Raw genomic sequence first — 26627 nt, 5'->3', positions numbered from 1 at the left:
TAGATGGATCAACAGGGGCGGACCGGATCCCCACTCCGCTCCCTACGGGTCACATCCCCCCCCCCCCCCCCCCCCCCACCCCCACCCCCCCCCCCCCCCCCCCCCCCCCCCCGCCCGCATCATCGAGCTGGCCGCCGGCTTCATGGTTTCGAAGACCCTGTTCGCGGCCATCGAGGTGGGACTGTTCGCGGCCGCCGCACCCGACGGCCACACCCCGGCCGAGTTGGCCGAGCGGTGCTCCATTCCCGAACGCAGCGCCCGCGCGATGGCCGATCTGCTGGCCGACGCGGGCCTGCTGGTGCGCGACGGCGACCGATTTCGCAACGCGCCCGACGCCGAGGCGTTCCTCGCCGGCCGGGGCCCGTTCGACCTGCGGCCGCTGGCCCGCTACTGGGATCTGGTGAGCTACCCGACCTGGCGGCACGCCACCGACGCGTACCGCACCCGGCGCGGCCTGCGGCCGCAGCTCGACAAGACGCAGACCGAGGCGTACGAGTCGGCCGTCGCGCTGGTCACCGCCGAGACCGCCGCCGACCTGGCCCGCGGCTACGACTTCGGCCCGCACCGGCGGCTGCTCGACGTGGGCGGCGGCTACGGCACGTTCGTCAAGCCCATCCTCACCACGTATCCCGATCTCAGCGCGACCCTGGTCGACCTGCCGGAGGTGGCGTCGGCGGTCGCCGCGGAGGCGGCAGGCGGGCCGCTCGCCGGCCGCCTCACCGCCCTCGGGCAGGACATCTTCGCCGAGCCGCTGCCCGGCGGGCACGACGCCGTGCTGGTCGCCAACGTGGTGCACCTGTTTCCGCCCGAGCAGATCGCCGAGCTGTTCCGCCGGGCGCGCGCGGCGATCGCCCCCGGCGGGCGCCTGCTGCTGGTCGACTGGTGGCGCACCGACGTGGCGCCGCACCCGTCGGCGCGGTTCGGCGCCGGCGAGTTCCTGATGATCAGCGGCGGCGACCTGTACCAGGTGGACGAGGTCGCCGACTGGCTCGGCGCGACGGGTTGGCGGTTCGTCGGCCGGCACGAGCTGCCGCCGCCCTCCGGCCTCATCGTGGCCGAGCCGGCCTGACGGCGTAGCTCGGCGCCGCCAGCACAACGACCATCGGCCCATCATGAACGTCCGGCCCCTGCAGCCGTTACCGGAACCGATCACGGATCACGAAGCGATCGCCTGTGCGGCCTGCTCCACCAATACCACCATGCTGTCTGACCTGCATGGACAGGTCCTCGCCGACCGCGACCTCCTCGCCTGGCGACCGCGGCCCACGGCGGCCTGGCCGAGGATCCCATCTTGAACGGCAGGGTGGTCACGGGCGAAGCACGGCCACGCGTTGACGTCTCACCGGGCCGGAGCTATGTTAACGTTCTCAACATTGATTTACTTCGATTTATGAGGTAGTCCGGTGAGACGTCTGCTGCCGCTCGTCAGTGCCGCCCTGCTGCTCGCGGTGGGACTCTTCGCCCCCGCCGCCCGGGCCGCGGCCGTGACCATCACGCCGGGCACCGTGTGGACCGATACGTCGCGGAACCCGATCCAGGCGCACGGCGAGGGGATCGTCAAGGTCGGTGCCACCTACTACTGGCTCGGCGAGGACAAGACCGGCGGCTCCCCGTTCCAGAACATCAAGTGCTACTCGTCCACCGACCTGACGACGTGGCAGTTCGTCGGCAACGTGCTCACCCGGCAGTCCAACGGCGACCTCGGGCCCAACCGGATCGTCGAGCGCCCGCACGTCATCTACAACGCGAGCACGGCAACGTACGTGATGTACATGCACATCGACAACAGCGGCTACTCCGAGCGCAAGGCCGGGGTCGCCACCAGCAGCAGCGTGTGCGGCAGCTACACCTACCGGGGCAGTTTCAAGCCGCTGGGCCACGACAGCCTGGACGACAACCTGTTCCTGGACGGCAGCACGGCGTACTTCCTCAGCGAGGACCGCACCAGCGTCAAGCTGCAGATCTACCAGTTGTCGGCCGACTTCCTCAGCGTCACCGCGCTGGTCAAGACCCTCAACCAGTACGAGTCGCCGGCCATGGCCAAGATCAATGGCACGTACTACCTGTTCGGCTCGCATCTCACCGGCTGGTCGACGAACGACAACCAGTACACGACGGCCACCTCCATCACGGGCACCTGGAGCACGTGGCGCAGCTTCGCCCCGGCCGGCACCAATACCTGCAACTCGCAGACCACTGCGATCCTGCCCGTCACCGGCAGCTCGACCACCAACTACGTCTTCCTGGGCGACCGGTGGAATCCGGGCACGTTGAGCGACTCCCGCTACGTCTGGCAGCCCTTGACGATCAGCGGCACCACGGTGTCGATGACCTGCCGGACCAGCTGGACCGTCGACACCACGACCGGCGTGGTCGGCACGGGCGGCGGCACCGGCACGGGTGTCCTGCGCGGCGCCGGCTCCGGCCGCTGCCTGGACGTGCCCGGCTCGACCACCGCCAACGCGACGCAGACCGACATCTACGACTGCAACGGCGGCGCCAACCAGCAGTGGACCTACACCGCGTCGCAGCAGCTCGTCGGGATCGGCGGCAAGTGCCTGGACGTGAACGGCCAGTCCACCGCGGCGGGCGCGCGGGTCGACATCTACGACTGCAACGGCGGCGCCAACCAGCAGTGGACCATCAACGGCAACGGCACGGTCACCGGCGTGCAGTCGGGGCTGTGCCTCGACGTGACCGGCGCCGCCACCGCCAACGGCGCCAAGGTCGAGATCTGGACCTGCAACGGCGGCGCCAACCAGCAGTGGACGCGTGCATAAGCGCCTCGTCCCCGCCTCGCGGCTGTCGTCCGGGCGTCGATCCCATCAGGAGAAACCATGCGTAAGGTTCGCCTACTGCTCCTCTGCGCCCTCATGACAGCTCTGCCGGCGGTGAGCCCGAGCGGCGCCGAAGCGATGACCGCCTCGCCCGAGTGCGGCGTCCGGATGAAGCCGGCGGCCCCTGCCGCCGCGGTGACGACCAACGTCTGGATGGCCGGTGACTCGACCATGGCCAACCCCCACACCGGCTGTCCCGTCGGCTGGGCCACCGAGTTCGACGGGCAGTTCCACAGCAACATCGTGGTGAACAACCTGGCGGTTGCCGGTCGCAGCATTCAGACGTGGCTGTACGAGGGTGGCGTCACCGCGAACAAGAATTCCGCCGGCGAATGCGCCGTCAGCTCGACGACTCCCTCGGTCAACTGGCAGAAGGTGCTCGACGGTATGAAGGCCGGCGACTACCTGTTCATCCAGTTCGGCATCAACGACGGCGACAGCGCATGCCCCAAGCACGTCGGCGGCGTCCGCTACCAGCAGCTCATGACGATGATGGCGCAGACCGCCCAGGCGCGGGGCGCGTTCCCGGTCCTGGTCACGCCGGTCGCGGCCATCGCCTGTTCCGGCAGCACGGCAACCCTGAATCGTGGTTTCTACCCGGAGACCTTCGCCGCCGGCGCCGCCATCGGTGCGCCCGTCATCGATCTGCGGACCCTCAGCGTCGACTACTACAACGCGCTCCACCTCTGCCCCAACAACGGCGACTACGCCGCCGGGCCGGTAGGACAGTTCTTCTGCAACGACCACACCCACTTCGAGGCGTACGGCGCCCGCCGGATCATGCGTCTGGTGACCGGCGCGCTGAGGGCACAGAACATCGCGCTCGCCGGATCCTTGCTGTAGCGGCGGCGCCGCTGCTCGGCACTCCGCGGGACCAGCACGGATGGCTTTTCGGCACCCGCACCGTCGGGCCTCGTCCCGGGCGGTTCTGGTGTCACCGTACCGGCGCTCAGGGTGTCGCTCCGGCGCCCCTTCCGCGGGTGGCCTGCCAGCCGCGGATCTTCTCGGCGACGCGGGCGAGCCGGGCGTCGCCCGGCGGGACGCCGATGGAGAACTGGCCCTCGGCCGGACGGTCGGAGTCGTCGCCGTGCCAGGTGACGACGCCCTCGCAGTCGGCGACGATACGGCGGATCGTGGCCACTTCGTACGGGTAGAGGTTGCCGGCCGAGCCCACCGGGTACGCCTGCGGCTTCAAAGCGATCGCGGTGCCGGAAAGGCGGTTGGACTCGAACCCCGCGGCGACCGTGCGGTCGGAAAGATAGCCGTGAATGTCACCGTCGGCGAGCGGCGCGATGTCGTAGTGGAAGCGCCGTGCGACGTGCAGGAGCGCGGTGGCCGCATCGCTGGGCTTACCCGCGCTGATGAGCAGCGTCGCGGTCGCGTCACTGCCCTCGACGCGGAACGCGCCGGCGCTCGCCCGGTCGATGACGGGCCATTCGTTCTGGCTGCGGGACGCGGTCCATCCGGTGGCGGCAGACTCGGGCCCGGCGGCCGGGGCGGGATCGGCCGATGCGGCGGACGGCAGCACGGCCGAGGCGGCAGTGGCGGCCGCCACGGCGCCGGCCACGCGTAGCAGCCGTCGCCGCGACAGGCCCGTTGGCTGGTTCATCGAGGTCTCCCTGCTCAGCGCCGGATGGTGGATGTCGTGGCCGCCGCCTCCTGGGCGGACGCCTGCCGCAGCGCGCCGGCGAACGCCTGGCAGAGTTCGTCGAGGTCGGTCGCGGCCAGCGAGTCCGGCATCGTGGCGGTCGTGCCGCCGGTGGTGTGCACGAACCAGGTGCGTGCGTGCGCGACGGCCTCGTCGCTGGTCAGGAGCGCACTGCGGGCAGCGGCGACGGCGTTGCCGGCCGTGCCGAACCGGCCGGTGAGGAAGCGGGTGAAGCGGGCGACGTGCCCACCGGACAGATAGTGGGCGCGGACCGCGTGGGTGATGCCGCCGCCGGCGCGCAGATGGCGGCCGATGGCGTAGCCGTCCGCATCCTCGACGAGGTCGCGTCGGGTGAATGTGCCGACGGGATCGACTTGGGCCAGCTTCTGCCGGCAGTACGCGGCGGCCGAGGGGTAGGCGCCGATGTCGCGGCGCCACTCGCCGTAGAAGCTCAGCCAGTCGCCGCCCCAGCCGGCGACGTCGCCGCGGGACGCGACGCGCTTGTGCGGGCCGCCGTGCCGGTAGTCGCCGTCGGCCGCCGCGGCGATTCGCGAAAGGCGCAGCTCCAGGCCGGTGCCGGGGTCCTGGATCTGCCGTACGGGCGCGAGGCCGGCGGCGTCGGCCGCGGCGACGAAGCCGGCGTCGATCGGGCCGAGCAGCGTCCTCCACTGGTCGTCGCGGTGGGTTTCGTGGCGCAGGTACTGAAGGACGAGCCGATCCGCTCGCTGACGGCCGCCGTAGCCGATGGCCAGCCGGTGGAGCCGGTCGACGTGAGCGACCAGGTCGTCGACGGTGGCGGCCGGATCGTTGACGGAGGTGACGGCCGGGTCGGCCCCGGACCGCCAGACGTCGGCGTCGATGCTGATGAGCCCCGTGCCGGTCCCGAGCGTACGCCCCTGAATTTGGTTGAAGGCCCAGTTGTCCGGCTGCGCGTAACCCATGTTGCCGGACCAGCCGTAAGACATTCCGGCGATGAAGGACCATCGGGTGTACGCGGACGCGGCGACCCGGGCGCAGACGTTACGGGAGCCGTAGATTCCGGGAATGAATCGCTTGCCCTGGGTGGCGAGGGCGCCGGCGACGCCGGTGAAGTACGGGATGATGCGGGTGTCGATGTCGGCCTGGGTGGCGTCGTAGTCGACCGCGAAGTAGATCACCGTGTTGAGGTTGAAGCCGTAACCGGCGGCCGCCGCGTACGCGTCGAGCGCGTCCTGATACCCCTGCGCGTAGGTGAAGTAGCCGGCGTTGCCCGCCGAGTACTCCGAGATCGGGAAGATCCGCAAGCCGTTGCGGAAGATGGTGTCGAGTTCGCCGGGCTGGATGCGCTTGGTGAGGGTGCCTCCGGCATGTTCGTCCAGATAGCGGCCGACCACCCGGTAACCGGCGGCGAGCAGGGTCTGGGCTCGCGCGTCCGTGATGGTGGTGATGCAGTCCAGCGCGGTGCCGGGCCGGTCGGCGTCGCCGTTGGAGACCAGCAGTTGGCACCAGGTGGCGTAGTCACCGGCGCCGGTGACGGGCAGCTCGCTGAAGGCCTGGAACACCCGCAACGCGGCGGTCACGTCGGAGGTGAAGGTGTCGAGGAAGCCGGCGTAGACCTCTGTACCGGACAGCCGGATCCGGTTGAAAATCATCGCCGCGGTGAAGAGGTTGACGTACGGGCCGGTGTCGCCCTCGGCCAGCGTGTGCGGTTTCAGAGCGGCCCTGCTCATCGGTCCGAACGCCCCGTCGGCCTGCGCGTCGGTCATGCCGTCCTCGTACTGGACGGCGATGTAGAACGCCTTCTGGATGTCGCGGGTCAGGATGCCGTCGCAGGCGATCAGGAAGAAGTTGGCCCGGGTCAGATAGCGCTGGTTGAGCCAGCGTTGAACGTCGCGGATCGCCGGGCTTCCGCCGGCCAGCAGACGGTAGGCGTCCATCGTGAGCAACGCCTTGACGACCTTCGGCGGCACCGCCCCCGTGATCGGGCTGTCCAGCCCGGCCTCGGTGGTCATCGTGGACACCGCGGTCTGCGTTGCGGTCGTGAACACGCCGGTGAGGCCGCCCGGATCGTAACCCTTGCAGTAGCAGGCGCACTGTAGCAGCGTGATCAGGTTGGCGTTGGTGTCCGCGACCAGGATGCCACCTCGGGCCTGTAGCGCGCCGAGCGTCCCTGGGCCGAAGGTGTCCGACAGGGCGGTGATGCCGAGTTCGTGCTGCAACGCGCGGGTCAGCGCATACATCGTGGACCATCCGGTGGCACCGTCCTCGGGCGCGGGATTGAAGCCCGCGACACCGGTGTAGGTGGCGTTGACCCATCGCTGGGCAGCCAAGACCTGCTCGTCCACAATGTTCTCCCCGTGCGTGCCGCCTGGAAACCGGGCATCGACACCCTAAAGGATGTCCACAGTCGACCGGGCGCATAAGCGTTCATCCGACAGCCTGGGGAGGGCGATGGCCTGAGTTCATCGCCCCACCGGGGAAAGGCCATTCCGTGCCAACCAGGTACTAAGGGATGAGCACCCACTTCCAGGCCTGGTTCCAGGCGCTCCTGTCGTAGATACATCTCCACATTTGCAAAAATGCGCCGTCACGCCACTCGTATCCAGCGACATCGAGGCACCGGCCGTCGTTCGCGCTCACGAACTCGATGTGACCGTCGAACAGCGTGGAACCGATGTACCACCACTGATTCACGGCGTTCGCGTTGCACGGGTAGAGGTAGACGGGGGCGCCGTCATGCGGCGCTATGTCCAGCGACTGGTCCAGGCACAGGCCGTTGGGGCTGATGATGGCGAAGTAACGGCCCCCGTCTCGGTCCTCCATGCGCCACACCTGGTTCCACGATGGGCACTCGCTGATCCGGTTGTGCCACAGCTGAACCGGCGTACGGGCAGTCGTTCCCCACGCCTTCACATCGAGCACCATGCTGCCCGTGGTGCCGGGCTTGTTCTGAATCTCGGCGTAATGCCAGCCCGTCTTGTTGATATCCAGGCAGCCGTCCGCCGAGGCCGGACTGCCCGGCACGACGAGCACAGTAACCGCCACGGTCACGGCGATGAGCGATCTGAACCAGCGCCTCATCGAGTCCCCCGTCCTCGATCTTGCCGCCCGGCCGGAGGTCCACTCAGGACCCACAAGCGAGGCCGCAGCACGAACCGAGCCCTGATCGTATAGACCCCATCAACAACTTTCGTTCCCGTCGCGCCATCTGCGCGTCCACGAGATTCGGCGCCGCTGCCTTGATCCGCGATGACTTGGCACCTAGGTCGGTCGACTGCCGTGGCCGCGAGGCTCCCCGGAGGCGGTTATCCGGGCATCACGGCGTTCGCCGGCTCGTCGCCGGTCGGGGCGTGTGCGGCGGGACGACCGGCAGCCACCCTGATGCTCACCGCGACCGCGACCGCGATCGGCACGGCGGCCGCCCCGATGGCCGCGCAGGCCCAGAACGCCCACTGGAAGCCGCCGGTGAGAGCGACCGGCATGGAGTCTCCGGTGGCGAGCAGGTTCCCGGTGTGGCTGGTGGCGACGGTCGAGGCGACGGCGACACCGATCGCCCCGCCGATCTGCTGGGTGGTGTTCAGCAGTCCGGAGGCCGTTCCGGCATCACGCTCAGCCACCCCGCTCAGCCCGGCCACCGAGATCGGGATGAACGCGAACGCCGTTCCGGCGCCGACGATGAGGAAGCCGGGGGCGAGATCGGCCCAGAACGTGCCGGCCGCGGGCACCTGGGTGGCCCACAGTATGCCGCCGGTGATCAGCGTCATTCCGGCCGCCATGATCGGCCCGGCACCGAGGCGGGTGACCAGGATCTGGGCCAGGCCGGCCAGGACGACGGAGGTCAGCGATGTCGCCAGCCAGGCAAAACCGGTCTTGACCGCGGAGTAGCCGAGAACCTGCTGCATGTACAGCGTCCCGACGAAGATGTACGCGAAGAAGCTGCCCCCCAGCAGCAGCCCCACCGCGTTGGCCGAGGCGACAGCGCGGTTGCGCAGCATCCGCAACGGCAGCAGCGGGGCCGCCACACGCGCCTCCAGCGCCACGAACGCCGCCAGCAGAGCGCCCGCCGCGACGAGCAGGCTGACGATCTTCACCGAACCCCAGCCATCCCGCGGGGCCACCGAGATCGCGTAGACGAGCAGGAGCAGCCCACCGGTCACGGCCGCGGCTCCGAGCGGGTCGTATCGGCGGCGCGCGGCGTCGATGCGGCTCTCCGGCACCAGCCGCGGCGCGAGGACGAGCGCCGCGATCCCGATCGGGACGTTCAGGAAGAAGATGTACTCCCATCCCAGGTAGCGGGTGAGCAGCCCGCCGGTGATCAGACCGAAGGTGGCGCCGAAGGCTCCGAGCGCACCCCAGACCCCGAGCGCCTTGTTGCGGTCGGATCCTTCGTCGAACATGCTCGTGACGATCGACAACGCCGCGGGCAGGACGATGGCCGCCCCGGTGCCTTGGACGCCGCGCGCGATGATCATGAAGGTGTCGCTGTCCGCGAGTCCGCAGGCCAGAGACGCGGCGGTGAACAGGCCGAGGCCGGCGAGGAAGAGCCTGCGGCGGCCGAGCAGGTCGGCCGCGCGACCGCCGAGCAGCAGCAGCCCGCCGAAGGTGAGACCGTACGCCGTCACCACCCATTGCAGATCGGATTCCGAGAAGTGGAGCTCGCGGCCGATCGTGGGCAGCGATACGTTGACGATCGTCAGATCGACGATGGTCATGAAATAGGCGACGGCAAGCACGGCGAAAGCGCGCCGGCGATGAATGGTGATCATCTGATTCCTTTTCAACGGCGGGGTCGGTCACACATGTGACGCGCGCCGGAGCGATAAATCACCGCCGGCCGAGGGAAAGCTTGGTCAGCAACAGCGGCCGGCGACCGGGATTGGCCAGCCAGCGCAGGTCGAGACCGTCGAAGAACAGGACCGCACCGCCGGCGAAGGTGCCTCGCTCGCCGCTGCGGCACTCCACTTCGAGCTCGCCTTCTTCGACCACCACGAGCGCTCGGAGCCATTGCTTTGCGTCGTACGGCATCCGGTGGCGCGGCGGTACGGTGATGGTGCTCACCGCGCAATGCGGCCGCCCACCCAGCAGTGAGAACCGCTTGGTCCCGTCCGTCACAGCTCTGCCGCCAGGCCGAAGGACGGGAACAGGCTCGGATTCCGGAACACCGCAATCTCGGTGAGGGCGTCGCCGCGGACGGCGAGCACCGCCACCGCGTACGCCCGATAGCCATGGCCGCCGAGTCCGCGCCGATAAACACCCAGAGCGGGTTGACGATTCGCACCGGTGGACAGCACGCGCCAACTGCCGCGTTCGTCGCTGAACACGAATCGGGCGAAGAACTTTCCGATCGCCTCGGGTCCCTCGAACCACGTGGCGCGCGGCGGCATGATCAGACGGGCATCGCTGTGCAGCAGCGCGACCAAGGCATCGACGTCCGCGCGGTCCCAGGCCGCCATCAGGCGGCGCACCAGGGCCCGTTCGGAGGCGTCATGGTCGACGTGCCATCCGTCACGGTCCGCGGGGAGCCGGCCGCTGAGACCGGCCCGCGCGCGCTGGAGGGCGCTGTTGACCGCGATGCTGGTCATCGACAGAGCGGCGGCGGTGTCGTGGGCCGACCAGTCGAGGACGTCGCGCAGGATCAGCACGGCCCGCTGGCGTGCCGGCAGGTGTTGCAGTGCAGCCAGGAACGCCAGCTCGATGGTCTCGCGGGAGATGACCGCGACCGCTGGATCGCTCTCCACCGGTGCAGCCGCGTTCAGCAGCCGGTCGGGATAGGGCTCCAGCCAGGGGATGTCCAGGACCGGCCCTGGCGCCGAGGCCGGCTCGCTTGCCGGGACCACGTCCGGGGGCCAGCGGCGGGCCCGGCGACGTCGTATGGCATCCAGAGAGGCGTTCGTCGCGATGCCGTACAGCCACGCCCGGAACGAGCTGCGGCCTTCGTAGCTGTCCAGCTTCGTCCAGGCCCGCAGCAGCGTCTCCTGCACCGCATCCTCGGCGTCCTCGACGGAGCCGAGCATCCGGTAGCAATGAACCTGCAATTCGTGCCGGAAGGGCTCGGCGAGCAAGGCGAAGGCACCCTCGTCGCCGGCGCGCGAGGCTTCGACCAATGACGTGTCCACACCTGTCAGACGCGCCGCGCCTCGCGAATTCATCGGTCTGCTCCGGCTTCTTCGACCAGGACGTCGGTCAGGTCCTAAGCACGTGCCGCGACCAGGCGGCGGGCCATTCGCAACGACAGCCTCGTCAGGGTGGCGGCGGCGCGTGCGTCCGGCCCGGCCAGGTACCGCGCGCGCGGCGTTGGCCCGCGAGACCTCGATCTGCTTGGCGTACCGATCGCGCGCCTGCTCGGTGAGGTTGCGGACACCTCATCGCCGGCCGACCGGCCGCGGCTCCAGATCGGCGTCGCGATGGCGCCCGGCTCGATCAGGACGACCGGGATGCTGGACGGGTCAGCTCGGCCCGGAGCGTGTCGCTGAGCCCGACCAGCCCGAACTTCGACGAGTGGTACCCGCCGAGCATCGGCCCCGCAATCCGACCTCCGATCGAGCCGATCATCGCGATCCGCGCGTCTTCGCCGCGTTCTCTCGCCGCCCGCAGGGCCGGCAGCATCGTTTGGGTGACGATCAGCTGGGCGACGAGGTTCACCTCGATCTGACGGCGGAACACCGCGATCGGCACATGCTCGAGAGGGCCCGGTAGACCGACACCCGCGTTGTTCACCAGGGCGTGCAGCGGGCCCGCCTGGCTGACCGCTGCTCCGGCGGCACTGATCGACTCCGGGTAGATATTCCGAGCGCAGCTGTTCCTCGTCGACGTCGCTGCGGACCGTCGCTTACACGTGAAAGCCGTGCTGGGTCAGCTCGGCAACCGTGGCGCGGCCGATGCCGGTCGAGGCGCCGGTGACCAGAACGGACTTCATGTCGACTCCCACAAGGCGGTGGCCTTGGCGCTGCGTGCCCGCAACCTCCTGACGCAGTACGGCTACGTCACGACCGGTGTCGAGTTGTTGCTTCGCCACGGAGCGACCCGGGAGTGGCCGTGCTGGCGTCCCACCTCGCGGCCGCATGCTTCGCGGCCGGGCACGCCCGTGCGCTCGCGGAGGACCTCGATCTACCGACCGCGGTCGACTCGCTGAGGCGCGTGGTGGTTGAAGTCGGGCGGGTGGTGGCGAGTGGTGTGCCGCGCGGGTGAGCGGCGCGGCACACCGCGTGGGGGTGTCCAGCGAACTGGTCGCCGGTCGGTGAGCGGTCAGGCAGAGGCGGTCGCCATGGCCGCCAATTGCTGCTCCAACGTCTTCGGCGAGGCGAAGAAGTCTTTGCCGAAGGTCACCGCGAAAGGGTCCGGGAAGATGTCTTCCATGCCCGCCTCGATTCCGTCGAGAACGGCATGGGCGACGGCTTCCGGAGCGATCTTCACGAACTGAGGCGGCAGGTCCTTGGTCATGGCGGTGTCGACCGGACCGGGGTAGACCCCGTGCACGGTCACGCCTTGACCGCTCAGGAGAGCTCGAGCGGCTTGCGTCAGTGAGTGCTGCGCCGCCTTGGACGCACTGTAGGTGGGGTTCAGCGCCACGTTGGAAAGCCCCGCGACCGAGCCGACATTGACGAGGGCGCCCCCGTTGCGCACGAGCGTGTCAGCGAAGCTCGCCAGCATGCGCAGCGCACCGAAGTAGTTGACTTCCATCTCGCGGCGAGCCACGTCGACAATGGTGTCCTCGAGCAGCGGAGTCGGCTCGTACGCTCCCGCGTTGTTGACAAGGATATCGATGTCGGTCGCCTCGCTCGCCGCATCGGCGACCTGCTTGGCATCGGTCACATCCACTCGGACGGCGGTAAGTCGAACGCCGTAACGGCGACTCAACGCAGTAAGGCTCCGGGGATCCCGCGCGGCGGCATAGACCTTCGCCGCCCCTCGTTCCAGCAACGCTTCGGTAATTGCCTGCCCGATGCCTCGGTTGGCTCCCGAAACGAGTGCCACTGATCCTTCAATTCGCTTCGAACCCGGCATGTCCGGCTCCTCTCGATGAGTAACACAGGTAGAGACACGCAGAGGCGTCGAATGCGGTCGGCCGCCGGAGGTGAAGAGCGTCACCGGTTCCCGCAGGGATGGACGGTCAGGAGCTGGCCGGCGCCTGCTCGGATTCGGCGGGCCGAACGGTCCGGTGGGCCGGGCCCGGTCGCTCCCTGCCGACCTGACCGGCAACGGCAAGCGCGGCGACAGCTCCGGCCAAAGACAAGGCGGCTCGCGCCGCGATCAACGGACCCACGCCTGGCGCCAGCGCGCAGGCGGCGGACGCGGCGCCGAACACGGCCAGCCCGGCGGTGAAGACACGTCGCCGCCCGAGTCTGTCTCCCAGTGCGGCCGCGGTCATCAGGAGCACGGCGAACGCCAGCACGTATGCGGTGACCATCCACTCGAGCTGCTCGACCGAGGCACATCGCGCTAAAAATGGTATGAATCGGGCACGAACTCCTCCGATCTGTGCTTGCCGAGGGTTCGACGCCGCCGTTCACCGCAATTGGGCGGCCGCGGGCCGCCCAATTTCCGGCCCGGCCGGTGTCAGTACAGGAAAGACAACCGATGTGGGGTCGATGTGACGACTGAACTCATCCGGCGAGCGCGCGCGGGGGATAGTCATGCGTTCGCCGAACTGGTCGAGCCGTACCGCGGGGAGTTGCAGGCGCACTGCTACCGGATGCTCGGTTCGCTGCAGGACTCCGAAGACCTTCTCCAGGAGACCTTGCTGGCGGCGTGGCTCGGGTTCGACGGCTTCGAGAGTCGGTCATCCGTGCGGACGTGGCTCTACCGGATCGCGACCAACAAATGCCTCAACCAGTTGCGGTCCGCCAAGCGGCGGCCGAGGCCGCCCGCGGCGCTCGCCGGAACGGTGCCGGAGCCGACGCAGGTGGGCGAGGTGTTCTGGCTTCAGCCGTACCCGGATGACCTTCTGGAAGGCTTCTCCGACGAGACCGCGGGACCGGAGGCGCGATACGAGTCACGGGAAGCGATCTCATTGGCTTTCGTCACCGCCGTCCAGTTGCTGCCGCCGAACCAGCGGGCGGTGCTCTTGTTGGGCGACGTTCTCGGGTTTCGTGCGGCCGAGATCGCCGAACTCCTCAGCATGACGTCCCAGGCGGTGGCAAGCGCTCTCAAACGAGCCCGCTCGACCGTGGCGGCGGCGAAGACCGACCGTCCGGCGCCGCCGGCACCGAACGGGCCCGAGGAACGCGAACTGCTGGATCGCTTCCTCGCGGCGTTCACGGAACTGGACCTCGACCGGCTGATTCTCTTGATGACCGACGATGTGTGGGTGCGGATGCCGCCGGCGCCGTACGAGTACCGCGGTCTCGACGCCGCGCACGGCTTCTTCACGGCCATCAGCGAGTTTCGGCGGGACATCGACCGGATGGTGCCGATCCGGGCCAATGGGCAGCCGGGATGGGGTGAGTACCGGCGCGATCCGGTGACGGGCGTTTCGCGTCTGACCGGTATCGAGGTCATCGCCTTGGCCGGCGACCGGGTCTGCGAGATCACCCGGTTCGACTGCTCGGTGGCGGCACACTTCGGCCTCCCTCGCATTCTCGCTTCCTGAGCCGCCGGACGTTTGCCCGCCCATCTGCCGCACGGAGGAAGAGCAATGGCACCTACCGATATGAAGGCCCACGCGCAATCGTTGCGTGAGCTCCACCGCGAAGGGATGCTCGTCCTTCCCAATGCCTGGGACGCGACCAGCGCGACGATTGTCGCCGATGCCGGATTCCCGGTGGTCGCGACCGCCAGCAACGCGATTGCGGCGATGCTCGGCTATCCCGATGGTGAGGGCGCGCCCTGGAAAGAAATGTTCGCGGTGGCCGCACGCATCGCCACGGCCGTGTCGGTACCGGTCACCGTCGATGCCGAGGCGGGATATGGCATGCAGCCTCGGGAGCTCGTGGACCGCCTGCTGGACTGCGGCGCCGTGGGCTGCAACCTGGAAGACACCGACCACCGCGCCGGTGGGCTGGCCGAGGCCGGGGCGCATGCCGAATGGCTGGCAGCGGTCCGCTCCGCCGCGGACGAGGCCGGTGTGCCGCTGGTCGTTAACGCCCGGGTCGACGTTTTCCTGCCGACCAGTGGTATCCCGGCGCCGGAGCAGCTCGCCGAGGCGATTCGGCGCGGCCGGCTCTACCGCGCGGCCGGCGCCGACTGCATCTACCCGATCGGTATTCGCAGCAAGGACGACATTGCCCAGCTGATCTCCGAGCTGTCGTGTCCGATCAATGCCAATACCAGCGAAGATCTAGACCTGGCGGCACTCCGCGGGCTGGGCGTAGCGCGAGTGTCTTACGGACCCCGCTTCTATCGGGCCGCGATGGCCGGCTTCGAGAACGCCATCCGCCAGCTGCGCGGCTGACAGTCGGCGCGATTCCCGTCCGCACAAAACACTTGGAGGCCGTACGTGAGTAACCTTCTACTGGAAAACAAGAATGCCGTCATCTACGGAGGTGGCGGTGCTATCGGCGGCGCTGTCGCACGAGTGTTCGCCCGGGAGGGGGCAAATCTCTTTCTCGCCGGGCGCACGCCGGCGAAGCTCGACGCCGTGGCGCATGATGTCGTAGCCATCGGCGGGAAGGTCGAGACGAAGCGGGTTGACGTTTTCGATCAGCAAGCCGTCGAGGAGCACGCCGGCACGATCGCGGCCACGGCCGGCTCCATCGACATCGCTCTCAACGCCGTCAGCGTGCTGCACGACCAGGGAACACTGCTGGCCGACCTGTCGGTCGACGAGTTCATGCGGCCGATCGATGGCTTCTTACGGAGCCTCTTCATCACGAGCAAGGCAGTGGCCAGACACATGGGTCGCGAACGACCTGGCGTCATCCTGACGCTGTCGGAGCCGGGCGCCAAACTAGCGACCGGCGGCATTCTGGGCCACGGGGTCAGCGCGGCCGGGAAAGAGGCTTTCTCGCGCCTTCTGGCGGCCGAGCTGGCTCCCCGCGTACGGGTCGTCGATATCCGTCCGCACGCGGTCGCCGATGCGCCGGCCGCGGATTCCTACACCAAGGATCTTTTCGTCCTCATGGCGAATTCGTCCGGGCAATCGGTCCGGGAATTCCTAGACAACGGGCTGGCGCAGAGCGCGCTCCTGAAGAGACTGCCCACCCTTTCCGAGGTAGCCGAGATGGCCGCGTTCCTGGCTTCGGATCGCGCCGCCTCCATGACGGGGACAATCGTCAACCTGACGGCCGGGGCTCTCGTGGACTGAGCACGCCGGATCGCCCGTCACGACGGTCCACCCGAGGCCCTTGTCGCTGCTTCAGATACGTGCGGCGCGGACGGTGGTCTCAAGGGCGGGAAAGGCGGCGTCGTGCTGGCGCTGATGGGCGAGGACGCACCGCCCTTCTGACCCGCCCGGCTGGTCGTGAAAGGATCGGCGGATGGGAAATCAGGGCCTGAACAGCGACATCGACGTACGACTCGCCCTGGCGCAAGATCGTTCGACCGGCCCGGACGAGCTGTACGAGCTGGCATCGGATCCTTCCGAGCGGGTTCGTGCGGCGGTCGCGGCCAACCCGGGGGCCCCGGCCCAGGCTCTGCGGGGCCTCACCCGAGATCGTGATCGCACCGTTCGCCAGGAGGTCGCGAAAAATCCCGCGACCTCTTCCGGGAACCTTCAGCGCCTCGTCCGGGACGCCGACCGGTGGGTTCGCTGGGCGGTCGCGACCAACCCGGCCTGCGATACCCCGGTCCGCGAGTTGATGGCGAAGGCGCAGGACAAGGAGCTCCGCGGCCTGCTGGCCGAGATGCCGGATCTCGAGCCCGACCTGACCGCGATCCTCATCGCCGACGTTTCCCCCGAGGTCCGGGAAAGGCTCGCCGGCCGGACCCGCGACCCCGAGGTCATCTCAGCCATGCTGCGCGACCGCACCGTCCGTGTCCGTAAGGGTCTGGCCATCAACGACGCCACCACGGCCGAGCAGCGCAGCACCCTCGCCCACGATTCGTCGCCCGACGTCCGGGCGGCGCTGGTGCGGGCCCTGCCGCTGGCCGAGGCCGATCTTCGAGCCCTGCTGGACGACCGGTCGGCCGAGGTACGGCACTCGATGGCCACCTCCGATCTCACCCCGGAACACATCCGGCACGCGCTAGAGAACGACGCCGACGAGACGGTGGCGGAGGCTGCCCGCCACTACCGCCCGACACCACCCGCGGGTGGACCACACCGCCGTACGCTCGGTAAGCGCTTCCCCGGCAAGCCCAGACGCTAGGGTCTTGTCCTCAGCGCCGGAAGGGCAGCTCGCATGCATTCACGATTCACCGAATTGGACTGGGCGCCCACCCGCATCGGCGAGATCAGCCTGCGCCGGCGCCTCGATCCGACGACCCGGATCGAGGTGTACGAGGTCAAGCTCGGTGACGAGTATCTGATGTCGAGCCTGTTCACCGTGGCTGAGGAGGAACTGGCCCGGCTCGGCCTGGCCGCCGCGCCGGACGCGCCGCTGGACGTCGTGGTGGGCGGTCTGGGCCTCGGCTACACCGCCCGGGCGGCGCTGGCCGACGACCGGGTCGCTTCGCTGATCGTGGTCGAGGCGCTGACCCCGGTGATCGACTGGCATCGCCGTGACCTGCTCCCGGGCGCTCACGCGCTGACCGCCGACCCCCGCACCACACTGCTCGAGGGCGACTTCTTCGCGCTGCTGCGCGAGGGCACCGGGTTCGACCCGGCCGACCCCGATCGTCGCTTCGACGCCGTTCTGGTCGACATCGACCACTCCCCGGTCAACGTCCTCAACCCCGCGCACGCCGACCTGTACACCCCGGCCGGCCTGCGCCGACTCGGCCGCTTTCTGCGCCCGGGCGGGGTGTTCGGGCTCTGGTCCGACGACCCACCGGACAAGGCGTTCCTGGGCTCTCTGCGGGAGTGTTTCGCCGCGGCGACGGCCGAGGTTGTGCCGTTCGCGAACCCGCTGACCGGCGGCACGTCCGCCAACACCGTCTACATCGCGACCGTCGCCGATTGAGGGTGCGAAGCTACGCCGCTGGGCGTCCGGCTGCGACGGCGAGGCCGAAGGGCGCGTGCGCCAAAGAGCGGTCACCCGGTCGACGAACGCTGTGACGTTGGTGAGCAGGCGCTCGCTCTTGTGGTCGGTGGAGATGGTCTCGGGAAGGCGACCGCCAAGACCCGGGTCACGCCGGCCGCGAATGTACAGCGAGCAGCCGAAGTCGTCGCAGGTACAGCTCCCGATCGAGTCGCCGCGCTGGCCGACCCGTGGGGCGACCATCAACGAGACGCCGCGGGTTCGGACGCCACGATCTCGTCATGGCGCGCTCCGGCGGGATGAGCAAGGGCGAACGCAACCGCATCAAGGTCCGCGTCCGATCCGCGATGAAGGACCAGACCGAGTTGGTAGGGCGTTTCCTCGGCGGACGACCGCCATACGACTATCGGCTCGCCGATGCAGGGCCGGACCCGAATCCCGACCCGATCACCTCGTCCGTAATGAAAGGCATCCTTCGTGAGTACGTCGCCGGGCGAGGGATGACGACCATCGTCGATCGGGTCATGAAGCCGCAAGTGCGGGCGACTGATGATCTCAGTGGTGTTTTCAACCTGACGGCGGGGTTGACGGGCCCGGATGGGCGGATGAATGTCGGTTTGGGTAACGGCCGAGTTCGGCTGGTGTCGAGCACTGTCAACGATGGCGTCTGGTACCGCCTGGTCGATGCCGGCCCGCACCCGAAGGCGATGCACGCCGGTTGGGGTCGCCGTCAGCACCGTCTGGACCCCGACCCGGTGACTGCTCCGGTCGTACGGTGGATGTTCGCGTGCCGTTTGGAAGGGATGAGTGCGGCGAGGATCGCCCGGTTGCTCAACGAGCGTGGTGTCGCCTCGCCTGGTGTGTACGACGCGGAACGTAACCGGCATCGCCGCGGCGCGGTATGGACGGTGGCCGCGATCCTGGTCAACCTGCGCTACACCGGCCGGCAGGTCTGGAACCGGCAGGCCACCGATCACCGCAAGGCCGTCCCCGGCGATAAACGCTCGAGCCGAGGCCCGGTGCGGGTCTGGAATCCCCGCTCGGACTGGGTGATCTCCGAGCAGCAGACACACCCCGCTCTAATCAGTGACGCTGACTTCACCGCCGTGCAGCAGATCACCGCGCTGGCCGTACCGCAGGACGGACGGGTCCACCGATATCAGTTGACCGGCCTGCTGATCTGCGGACTGTGCGGTCGCCGTATGCAAGGCCTTTGGGTCAACCGACGCCCGGGCTACCGCTGCCGACACGGCCACACCACCGCACACCCGGCCAACGCCGATGTGCCGCAATGGGTGTACTGGTCACAGACCAGGATCGTCGAGCACGTTGTCAGCACCCATAGCGGGCGACTGGTGGGATCCGCCGACGCCGCGCAGCTTGCCGCGCATCTACGCGCCCGCGACGCGCTGATCATCTGCGGTCCCGACACGATCCCACTGGCGATGAGGTGGATGCCGCGCCTACCCCGGAAGTGCTCGCCAACGGCCAACTGATGTTGCCGCTACCAGCTGAACAGAATCGGGCCCGCGAGCGCAGGAGCGGGTCGAGGTGGCCAGGTCAGGGCGCCGGAGAGCACAAAACCCCCATCGAGATCCACTCAGAATATGAATGATCTCTTTGGGGTTCACGTGTCCGGAGCCCAACACGAGAGATATTCACACGGTGATCGCATCCAGAGAGTTGCCTTGCGGCCCGTGAATTGTGCACACAGCGAAGCCTAAACCGGCGTCTTCGGGCGGTGCGCTCCTTCCGGTGCGGGGAGCAACAGCGGGCGAGCACCGTGTGCCTGCGACGACATCTCCGACCGTCCAGCGACGGAAACGCAGCGGATCCCCGGTCATTACCGATCGGCGACGTCTAGCAGCTCCGAGACTCCGAAAGCGCCCGCCGCGAGCAGAGAATCCAAACGATCGAGCACGGCTGCTCGAATCTGTGCGCTCTCAGCTTGCGCATACGCCCGAAGCAAGAGGGCTCCCACCTGTCGCGCGTCCGCCGCTGCACCTCTGGAGATGTCGCCCGACGAAGTACCGTAGACGTCGATGAACCGTTGGGTAAATTCGAGAATAAGATCATCAACTCGGTCTGGCGCTTGCTCCAACGTGATTACGAGTTGGGAAGCGGAATCCTGGAACGCTTGTGAGCCGATGAGGGCAGAAATTTCGTTGGCGAACGAGCGCAGTGCCCTTCCCCGCAGTACTAAAGGCAGGCCCGCAGCAGCCTTCCTAACCTCCTCGTCTTCGTCATCGACGAATTGTCGAATAGCTTCTCTCGCCGCAACGGTGTTGGCAGTATGGGGCACACGTCCAGCGCACATCTGAGCGGCGCCACATCTTACAAAGCTATCTGAACTTTCGAGCGCGCTACTAAGTAGCTCGCCGGCTTCTAGCTCCAAACCTGCGTAAGCCGCAAGCCGACCGCCGCTGCGGCGAGCCCGCTCATCGGAACATGACAGCATCCGTCGGATGGTGGGCTCAACCAACCCGACGTCATGCTTGCTGATATAGAAAATCAGTCGTTCGACATGGCCCGAGCCGAGCAGTCGATCATCGGCATCTACCAGGAGTTGGAATGCTTCGATTGCCTCAGACTGTGCATGACGCAAACAAGCTGACAGTAGGTGCGCCACGCATGCCCGAACCGCCAGGGACGGATCGGTAGCAAGTCGGCTCAACGCGGGCAATGCCAACTGTGTTCGGCGCCCGTCCGTATCATAGACTATAATATTTCCTAGCATTTCAGCGCATTCGCCGCGGGTCGTGTTCATTCCTACTTCCAATAGCGAGTCTCTGCGCGCCGTGTAGTCGTTGTCGTGGATACGCGAATCATCCTGCGGATCGGGTGAATGCATAGCGCGCTCAACTAGGGCGCTAATCAGATCGTCAGGAATGTCATCCTTGAGGTGCTTTCGTATAGCGTAGCCCAGCCAGCGATCATTTCCCTCATGACCCAGAGAGTCAATGTGTCGCGCTGCCTGAAAAACCAAATCAGGGTCAACCGGGAACTCAGACTCGCCAAGGCCCATCAAGACGGCGCTAGTGTAGGCAACGTGAATCTCTGGCCCGATCATCAGCGCTAGGCGGGAAAAACGTCCGGGCTCCTTCTTGACGTGCTCCTTAAGTACGCTTGCCAATTCGTTGGCGCCGCCTCGAAGAGTGGTCCAATCTTCTACATCCGCGCCGTGCCGGGCCATCGCTCCGAGCCACTGATCATCATTCATCCGCTCGGCCGATGCCTGAGGGATAGGCGACCCCATGAATCCGCCGGTGATCCGAACAGGCTCCGGTGGCTGCTGAACGTTGAATAGTCTGCGCAGCTCGCCAAGCCGCCGCCTACCCCTGTCCGACAGCCGGATCTCATCGATTGCGGAGAGAAGCGCGAATGACGCCTTTCCTGGAGGGCGGCTATCCCAGCTCGGTCTAAATTCTATGGCTACCCGTTCAAGCCTCTCGATGACATCGTCTGAGACGTGCGGACTAATAGATTGGATCAATCGTCGCGTGCTCCAAGAATCGAGCGCCTCAATGCCGCCGTCCCGGTCAAGCAGAAGCGTCGCCGCGTAGTCAGAGAACAGACCGCCGGCGGAAATCAACGCCTCATAAAGGAGCCAGCGCGCGGACTCGTGCTGGTCAGCATCCAGTAACTCAAGCAAGGGCCTGACATCGTTAGGCGCCTGCTGCACATAGCCGCGAAGCGCAGTTGCTGCCCCGAGAATCAACGCCTGCTCCAGTTTCTGTATCGGCATTTCCGAATCTTGGTCCCGATCCAGGAAGTGCCGATCAAGCAGCAGGCCATCGTAGCGGGCATACTCAGTCAACGACATCACTTTGAGCATGTAAGGAATGAGGGCAGCGCTGAAACTCGCCGGTGCGGCGCTCGCGGCGCCCGTGACTAGCTCGATAGCGCCGTATTCGCGCGACAACAGTGCCGCGACCTTTCCAGAGTCACCAAGCGTCAGCGCTCCCGGCCGGTCAACAAGATGAGCGACAAGCAACTGGACCGCCCATTCAGGCTCGGCCTTCGCAAGATTGTGCGCCGGCAGAAACAACTCGTCCTCGTGGCCTTCATACTCACCGCGGGCGACCGCACCACGAACCAGGTCGAAGAGTGACCGGCTGGCATGCAGCTCCGCCCTCCGTGCTACCCAACGAAGCCAAGTGGGGTACCGGGGGGTTCGACCGGTGTGCGATGACAGTAGAACTGCTACCTGGTCAGGGCGATCCCTGACGACAGCAGCCATAACATCTACTGCTCGGCCTTCGAGTTGCTCATCCCCGCTGCGGAGCCACTCTGCGACAACGCCTTCGGAATCGAGCAGGTCAAACCAGGAAACCATGCGCAGGGTGGGCCAAAGTCGATCATAAAGCGGCTGCCCTTGGGCAAGTAGGCGTTCCACCATTCGCCACTCGGCCGCTTTCGGGGCCGATAGATCACGCAACAGGCCGAACACTACCTGCTTGACATAGAAACGGATTTCCGGTCGAGTAAGAAGAGTCTCGACCTCCAAGATGAACCGTTCAGATTCTTCGTCCCGAATGTATGACAGGATCTGCCGGACTTGGGTACGCCGAAACAATTCCTGCTCGCCGGTCAGTAGAAAGTCCGCCAGAGACTGATTGCGGCGCGCCCACCGTCTAGCAAATGCGTAGTCGAAGAATGATTCGTGGAAGAACGCAAACTGTCGACCATCTCGAATCAGCACGTGCTCTGATGTCATGATGTCGGCGTCATCAGAAAGATCGGTATCGTCCAACACGGAGGCTGGCACTGCTAGTCGCTGCCGGGCGCTCATCTCATCTGCAAGCACCGCGATGACCTCGCCGAAACGTACGGACGCGCCACGCCGAATGCGACAAGCCTGCCGCTTCCGCTCCCAATACGCGTCGAACAGCTCTCTGGTTGTGTTGAATGAAAAGGCGGTCTCTTGGTCCGCGATTGTCGACAGAAGTTTGAGGTGCAGCGGCAGAAGGAGGAGTTCTCGTTGTTGTCTGGTGAGGCGATCCGCCGCAACCCCAAGCGCTTCAGCTGCCGCGCTGGCCTGCTCATTCGACAGCTCGGCGACGTTCACGTGGGTGATATTGTGATCCCGTATCAGAGTTCTGATTCGATCATCGTTGTCGTGATCGAATTTGCGGCAAGCGAGCAAAACCCTTAGGTTCGGAAATGCAGACGCCTCGCGAACCAAGTCGGCGACGGAATCGAACGCCTGCGGCATCCTTCCCGACGCCTTACTTATGGCGTCAAGTTGATCGACCACCAGTAGCGCCGGCCGTTCTTGCCCGACCCGCGCTAACGCAGAAACTGGTGAGCTGTTAAGACCGAAGCGCTGTCCAAGTTCGTACGTCGAAGAAAACGGTTCCAGTCGGTCGAGCCGAAGAGCCAGTACCGGCCAACCTTGTGCCTCTGCCCAAAGGACCGCTGCGTGCAAGACGGCGCTCTTGCCGGCACCTCCAGTGCCGGTAGCGAAAACCCGACCGTTCTCGTCCGCAAGCAATGCGGTGATCTGATGCGCTTCGGGCCGGTCGATCGCCGGCCTCAGCAACTCGCGTTCGATGCTCGCTTTCCAGCTCGTGTGCAATTCGCGTACTGCTTGCTCGACCTCGCGGGTTCGACCTGGCTGAGTGAGGGCGAGGTCGTATTCGGCAAGGCATTCCGTAATTCGTTGCCGGTCGAGCGTATCTGAGAGGTTCTCGATAGCGAGGTCCGTGAGTGTGACGGCCGCGACCGGAGCGGGCGCGCCTGAGATCAAAAGCCCTGCAAGTGCCGCATTCCAGTTTCGGACTTCTCGTTCGCCAGGCCAGCGAGCCCAAGTGCCACGCAGCGTCTGCCATGCGGCGTCGACCGAGTCGTACACCGTAGTGCTGAGATAGGTGAATCCCGATTCTGCCCCGCTTGGAAGTGTCCGGACAAACGTTTGGACGTTAGGTGAGTGCCGCGCCAGCTCTGCCAGGTCCTGCAGCTGTTGTGCGGGTACTGTCGAGACAAAATGGAACTGACGGCCTTCGGTGACATGACGGCGCGCCGCCTCAAGCACGCCTTCGGCCCGCAGGTCTCCCAAGGTCCAATAGTTGGCGCTTCCGCGCTGCCGTTTAAGCTGATGTGCTTCAACGGCAGCAAGGCGCCGTAGCGTAAATTCGGACCCCTCGCCGACTTCGCCAAGCTCCTCGATTGTCAGCGATTGGGCGCGTCCAGCGAGTACTTCGAGGACTTGGAGCGCGATCCATGCGCCCTCGTAATGGTTGCCGAGTTTGTCGGCTTCACCGCCACGCCGGGGACTCACCGCCGGGCCTCCGAACGAGAGAACGACACGTGACACATCAAACCTATTCTGCCACTATCGGTTTGCATGTCAATCCGGTTGTGTTTGTCCGCGTTGTCCCTCTGGGGAGGTTGACTGAGCGGATCTAGGCATCGTTGCGCTCCAGGAGCCTAGAGAGAACGCGCCTGGAAGCTTGTAAGGTAACGCGAGTCCGTCGTTGACTGGCATAGCCAGAGTGTTCCGGAACTAAGCAATACATTTCATCTTCCGCTAATAGATACTCGATAAACGTCATGGTCTTTTGACGCCAACCACCACGCCCGCGGATCGCCTCTTGCATTTTGGCAAATACAGCTTCGCTTAAGAGGGGTGTAACGTCTGCCATTGCGCTCAGATACTCAAAGTTGCCGAGCCCCCAGTACAGATGCTGTTTGCCCGCTGGAGAGATTTCTACTTGTTGAACGCTTGAAATTTCGTCTTCGGTGGGATCGTAGCTGAGCAACAGGCCACTCTTTAGCATCGCGTCAAGCCATAAGTATACCGCGCGACTTTCTAGGTTCATGCCGGCCGAGTAAGCCACGATCTCATCCACGTCAATTAGAGCGCCTTCGCGTTCGCGAACGGGTACGTCGCTCATCAGCTGCAATATTCTTATTGCTAGCAATGGCGACGTTTCTAAGTCTTCGTTCATGGCGAATATGTTTTGGACGAAGTCGTGTTGTCTCGCAGGGTAAATGTCGTAGTGCCCACGAATTAGGGCCTTCGCTGCCCTGTTCTGATGGATGTCGACCGCGTTCCCCGCTATGTAGGCGCTGAGGAGGTCTAGAACTCGCAGATGCGGCGAAGAGACGAAGTTGCGGGCCAGCTCCAACGTCCTTCGGACGTCATAGTTCGCTAAGGCTCCAACCCAGCCGGACACGTTCGACGTTTGGAGGAATACGCGCTGAAGACTTTGTGCAAAAGCATTCAGGTCGTCAATAGTGAGTGAGATTCCCTTGCCGACGAAGTACCTGTCGTCGGGTCGCTCGCGAACTGCGGCGACTCTTTGGCCAAGGAACTCAATACGCTTGCGGATTATTTGATCGGTTGGCGGAGCTGGCAAGAAGAATGATTCATGTTCGAAAGACTGAAGGGCGCCGTGCTTGGACAACTGCCAGCTCGTCCGATCAGTAATCGGTAGTATTACAAGACACAAGGTCGGCTCGTACAACGACCGAGCGTACTGATATACGGCCTGTTGGAACTCGATGCTGTGATGGTCGGCGTTGTCGAAGACAAGGATGGGCAGCATTGTTCGCCCATTTACGATGTTGCGCAGCACGCCTTGGATGTACTCGTGCGGATCGTTGCGGCGTATTGATTCGACGTGCTCGCCGAATTTCAAATGGAAGTTGGTCTTGTCGGTTTCGTACAGGGCCTGGAGAGGTCCCTTGAGAAGTCGCTTGTACTCGTCGAAAAACATGCCTTGGATTTCAGCGAAGCTAGGCGCCCCATCAAATAGGTCTTGCTCGGCCTGCTTGATGATTGCCCTGTTGAGCCAATCGACGACACCATCGACATCCCCTGGCGCACCCCGCATATCAATTTGAAGCACAACGCAATGTTGCCTGATGCTGCTCGGTAAGACTGATCCAAAGAAGCGGTTCACGAATGTGCTCTTGCCGGCACCCTTGACGCCGACAAGTAGGACGAACTCGTGGCGTTGAATGTCCCTGACTCGCCTAATCAGATCGGCGAGAGCGCTTGCACTCCCCGTGTCGAGTTCGCGCAGCCGAGTTACGATATTCTCGGCCATTCGCGCGATTTGATTCTCGGCATGGTAACTTTCATTTGTTTCGACGAAGCAGGCTTCGAGCAGTTCCGAGTCTTGCTCTCCTGCTAATCTTCGGAAGAAGGTGCCTAGGACGCGATCCACATCTGCTGCGAGGCTATCAGCAGGCATGAACCGTGCGCTTCCTGGTGGCCTGAGCGACTTATGAAATACTGTAAGTCGAATTGGTTGCCCCTCCGCCTCCTGGAAGTAGGGCCTGAATCCAATCTTGGTAGCCGCTTCATAAGAGAGTAAATTGTAGAATAGTGTGAAGTTGTCCTCGATCGAAACAAGGTTCGGGAAAATGAAGGCCATGCCGTCGCGGACGTCGATGCCATCGCTGGATCTATTGCCTCGAAATATTACCCACTCGCGACCGTTGGTGATGCAAGCGAGCTCCGCACTTTTCTCGCCACAGTATCTGATCCCCTGGGCGATCCCTTCGCGGACGTCTGCTCCGGTAAAGACGCCACCGGAGATCTTGTATCCTCGGCCCGTCTGCCTGCTCTCGCATCCAAACGATCGTCCGTCGCGTTTCGCCTCGACGATGAGGCGCGTGCGACCCTTCACCAGGAACGCGTAGTCGGCGAAGCCGGTAGGTGTCGGTGGCTCAGCCAGGATCTCGCCGTGGGGCCATAGAAGGACTTCCGTAAAAACTCTGTCGATGATCTTCAGGCGGGTGTCGGCCTCGGTGTGTACCGAATGAATGTACTCGGACACCTCTACCCGTAAATCTTTATAGCGTTGGTGCGCTACGTCGATGGGTTCCATGATCCCCATATCTCGCGAGTGCGAATGTCATGTCACGCTCGTAAAGGCGTACCGCGAGCGAGGCGGGTTCTATTTGCGTCTATACCGAGTAATGATCATTTGTTCTCGCATCGCGTCGGATCGGTGTTGATCGGCTTCGACAGTCCGGGCCAAGGAAGCGTGCCGTTGACGCCCTGGCTTGAACCGGCTACGTCCCCCGGCAGCGTAACGCGCCGATCCGCAGCAAATCCCACTCGACTTGCGCGTGTCGTCCAGAGCCGCTCCTCGTCGGACGGGGCAGTCCTCGGGCTGACGTCTTGGGATCTCT

21 protein-coding genes and 1 pseudogene are annotated in these 26627 nt (G+C 65.6%); 9 read left to right on the top strand and 13 right to left on the bottom strand.

Translation table 11 applies throughout. The features are described 5' to 3' along the window. The first annotated feature begins 7 nt into the window (after nt 1–7). The 3 genes from ACZ6TB_RS31125 to ACZ6TB_RS31115 all read left to right on the top strand — a co-directional run bounded on the left by ACZ6TB_RS31125 (nt 8) and on the right by ACZ6TB_RS31115 (nt 3680). Complete coding sequence (locus tag ACZ6TB_RS31125; RefSeq protein ID WP_465560110.1) at nt 8–1069, top strand: methyltransferase; 1062 nt, start codon at nt 8–10, stop codon at nt 1067–1069. 334 nt (nt 1070–1403) lie between these two features. After that, a complete protein-coding gene (locus ACZ6TB_RS31120) occupies nt 1404–2780 on the top strand; it encodes a ricin-type beta-trefoil lectin domain protein (protein WP_465560046.1) in 1377 nt (458 codons plus the stop codon). A 57-nt stretch (nt 2781–2837) separates the two neighbouring features. After that, nucleotides 2838–3680 (top strand): SGNH/GDSL hydrolase family protein, encoded by an 843-nt coding sequence (locus tag ACZ6TB_RS31115; RefSeq protein ID WP_465560043.1) that lies wholly within the window; start codon nt 2838–2840, stop codon nt 3678–3680. Between the two features lie 106 nt (nt 3681–3786). Here ACZ6TB_RS31115 and ACZ6TB_RS31110 read toward each other — a convergent pair whose 3' ends face one another. From ACZ6TB_RS31110 to ACZ6TB_RS31065, 10 genes are all read right to left on the bottom strand, one after another. Continuing rightward, the gene (locus ACZ6TB_RS31110; protein WP_465560041.1) at nt 3787–4446 is read right to left on the bottom strand and encodes a hypothetical protein; all 660 of its coding nucleotides are present in this window, start codon (nt 4444–4446) and stop codon (nt 3787–3789) included. Nucleotides 4447–4460: 14 nt separating this feature from the next. Then, on the bottom strand, nt 4461–6809 hold the full coding sequence (locus tag ACZ6TB_RS31105; protein WP_465560038.1) for a glycoside hydrolase domain-containing protein: 2349 nt from the start codon (nt 6807–6809) through the stop codon (nt 4461–4463). Between the two features lie 160 nt (nt 6810–6969). After that, entirely contained in the window at nt 6970–7545 is a 576-nt protein-coding gene (locus tag ACZ6TB_RS31100) for an RICIN domain-containing protein (RefSeq protein WP_465560035.1), read from the bottom strand. A 224-nt stretch (nt 7546–7769) separates the two neighbouring features. Beyond that, a complete protein-coding gene (locus ACZ6TB_RS31095) occupies nt 7770–9230 on the bottom strand; it encodes an MFS transporter (RefSeq protein ID WP_465560032.1) in 1461 nt (486 codons plus the stop codon). A 58-nt stretch (nt 9231–9288) separates the two neighbouring features. Next, the gene (locus ACZ6TB_RS31090; protein ID WP_465560029.1) at nt 9289–9522 is read right to left on the bottom strand and encodes a hypothetical protein; all 234 of its coding nucleotides are present in this window, start codon (nt 9520–9522) and stop codon (nt 9289–9291) included. A gap of 50 nt (nt 9523–9572) precedes the next feature. Further along, nucleotides 9573–10580 (bottom strand): sigma-70 family RNA polymerase sigma factor, encoded by a 1008-nt coding sequence (locus ACZ6TB_RS31085; RefSeq protein WP_465560026.1) that lies wholly within the window; start codon nt 10578–10580, stop codon nt 9573–9575. Nucleotides 10581–10884: 304 nt separating this feature from the next. Continuing rightward, entirely contained in the window at nt 10885–11181 is a 297-nt protein-coding gene (locus tag ACZ6TB_RS31080) for an SDR family NAD(P)-dependent oxidoreductase (RefSeq protein WP_465560023.1), read from the bottom strand. A 112-nt stretch (nt 11182–11293) separates the two neighbouring features. Further along, nucleotides 11294–11479: a hypothetical protein gene (locus ACZ6TB_RS31075; RefSeq protein ID WP_465560020.1), complete on the bottom strand. Its 186-nt coding sequence runs from the start codon at nt 11477–11479 to the stop codon at nt 11294–11296. A gap of 230 nt (nt 11480–11709) precedes the next feature. Continuing rightward, nucleotides 11710–12468, bottom strand: a complete 759-nt coding sequence (locus ACZ6TB_RS31070) for an SDR family oxidoreductase (RefSeq protein ID WP_465560017.1) — start codon at nt 12466–12468, stop codon at nt 11710–11712. A 106-nt stretch (nt 12469–12574) separates the two neighbouring features. Continuing rightward, nucleotides 12575–12916 carry an MFS transporter gene (locus ACZ6TB_RS31065; protein ID WP_465560107.1) on the bottom strand — a complete coding sequence of 114 codons (342 nt, stop codon included), beginning with the start codon at nt 12914–12916 and terminating at the stop codon, nt 12575–12577. Nucleotides 12917–12946: 30 nt separating this feature from the next. On the opposite strand from ACZ6TB_RS31065, the gene ACZ6TB_RS31060 reads away from it, so the two are divergent. From ACZ6TB_RS31060 to ACZ6TB_RS31040, 5 genes are all read left to right on the top strand, one after another. After that, on the top strand, nt 12947–14053 hold the full coding sequence (locus tag ACZ6TB_RS31060; protein WP_465560014.1) for a sigma-70 family RNA polymerase sigma factor: 1107 nt from the start codon (nt 12947–12949) through the stop codon (nt 14051–14053). A gap of 45 nt (nt 14054–14098) precedes the next feature. Continuing rightward, nucleotides 14099–14854: an isocitrate lyase/PEP mutase family protein gene (locus ACZ6TB_RS31055; protein ID WP_465560011.1), complete on the top strand. Its 756-nt coding sequence runs from the start codon at nt 14099–14101 to the stop codon at nt 14852–14854. 45 nt (nt 14855–14899) lie between these two features. After that, the gene (locus ACZ6TB_RS31050) at nt 14900–15706 is read left to right on the top strand and encodes an SDR family NAD(P)-dependent oxidoreductase (RefSeq protein ID WP_465560008.1); all 807 of its coding nucleotides are present in this window, start codon (nt 14900–14902) and stop codon (nt 15704–15706) included. A gap of 172 nt (nt 15707–15878) precedes the next feature. Then, entirely contained in the window at nt 15879–16709 is an 831-nt protein-coding gene (locus ACZ6TB_RS31045; RefSeq protein WP_465560005.1) for a hypothetical protein, read from the top strand. Between the two features lie 33 nt (nt 16710–16742). Next, nucleotides 16743–17462, top strand: a complete 720-nt coding sequence (locus ACZ6TB_RS31040) for a polyamine aminopropyltransferase (RefSeq protein ID WP_465560002.1) — start codon at nt 16743–16745, stop codon at nt 17460–17462. Nucleotides 17463–17594: 132 nt separating this feature from the next. Here ACZ6TB_RS31040 and ACZ6TB_RS31035 read toward each other — a convergent pair. Continuing rightward, a pseudogene (locus tag ACZ6TB_RS31035) lies at nt 17595–17723 on the bottom strand (FBP domain-containing protein); the annotation flags it as partial. Between the two features lie 38 nt (nt 17724–17761). On the opposite strand from ACZ6TB_RS31035, the gene ACZ6TB_RS31030 reads away from it, so the two are divergent. Next, on the top strand, nt 17762–18976 hold the full coding sequence (locus ACZ6TB_RS31030; RefSeq protein WP_465559999.1) for a recombinase family protein: 1215 nt from the start codon (nt 17762–17764) through the stop codon (nt 18974–18976). 347 nt (nt 18977–19323) lie between these two features. On the opposite strand, the gene ACZ6TB_RS31025 is transcribed toward ACZ6TB_RS31030, so the two are convergent. Both ACZ6TB_RS31025 and ACZ6TB_RS31020 read right to left on the bottom strand, forming a co-directional pair. Then, on the bottom strand, nt 19324–23796 hold the full coding sequence (locus tag ACZ6TB_RS31025) for an NACHT domain-containing protein (RefSeq protein WP_465559996.1): 4473 nt from the start codon (nt 23794–23796) through the stop codon (nt 19324–19326). 88 nt (nt 23797–23884) lie between these two features. Continuing rightward, on the bottom strand, nt 23885–26320 hold the full coding sequence (locus tag ACZ6TB_RS31020; protein ID WP_465559993.1) for a hypothetical protein: 2436 nt from the start codon (nt 26318–26320) through the stop codon (nt 23885–23887). Nucleotides 26321–26627 lie beyond the last annotated feature (307 nt).

It is taken from the genome of Actinoplanes sp. NPDC051537, from assembly GCF_055586105.1.
Note: the sequence above shows the minus strand (reverse complement) of the source record. Positions and strands in the feature narration are given on the sequence as shown.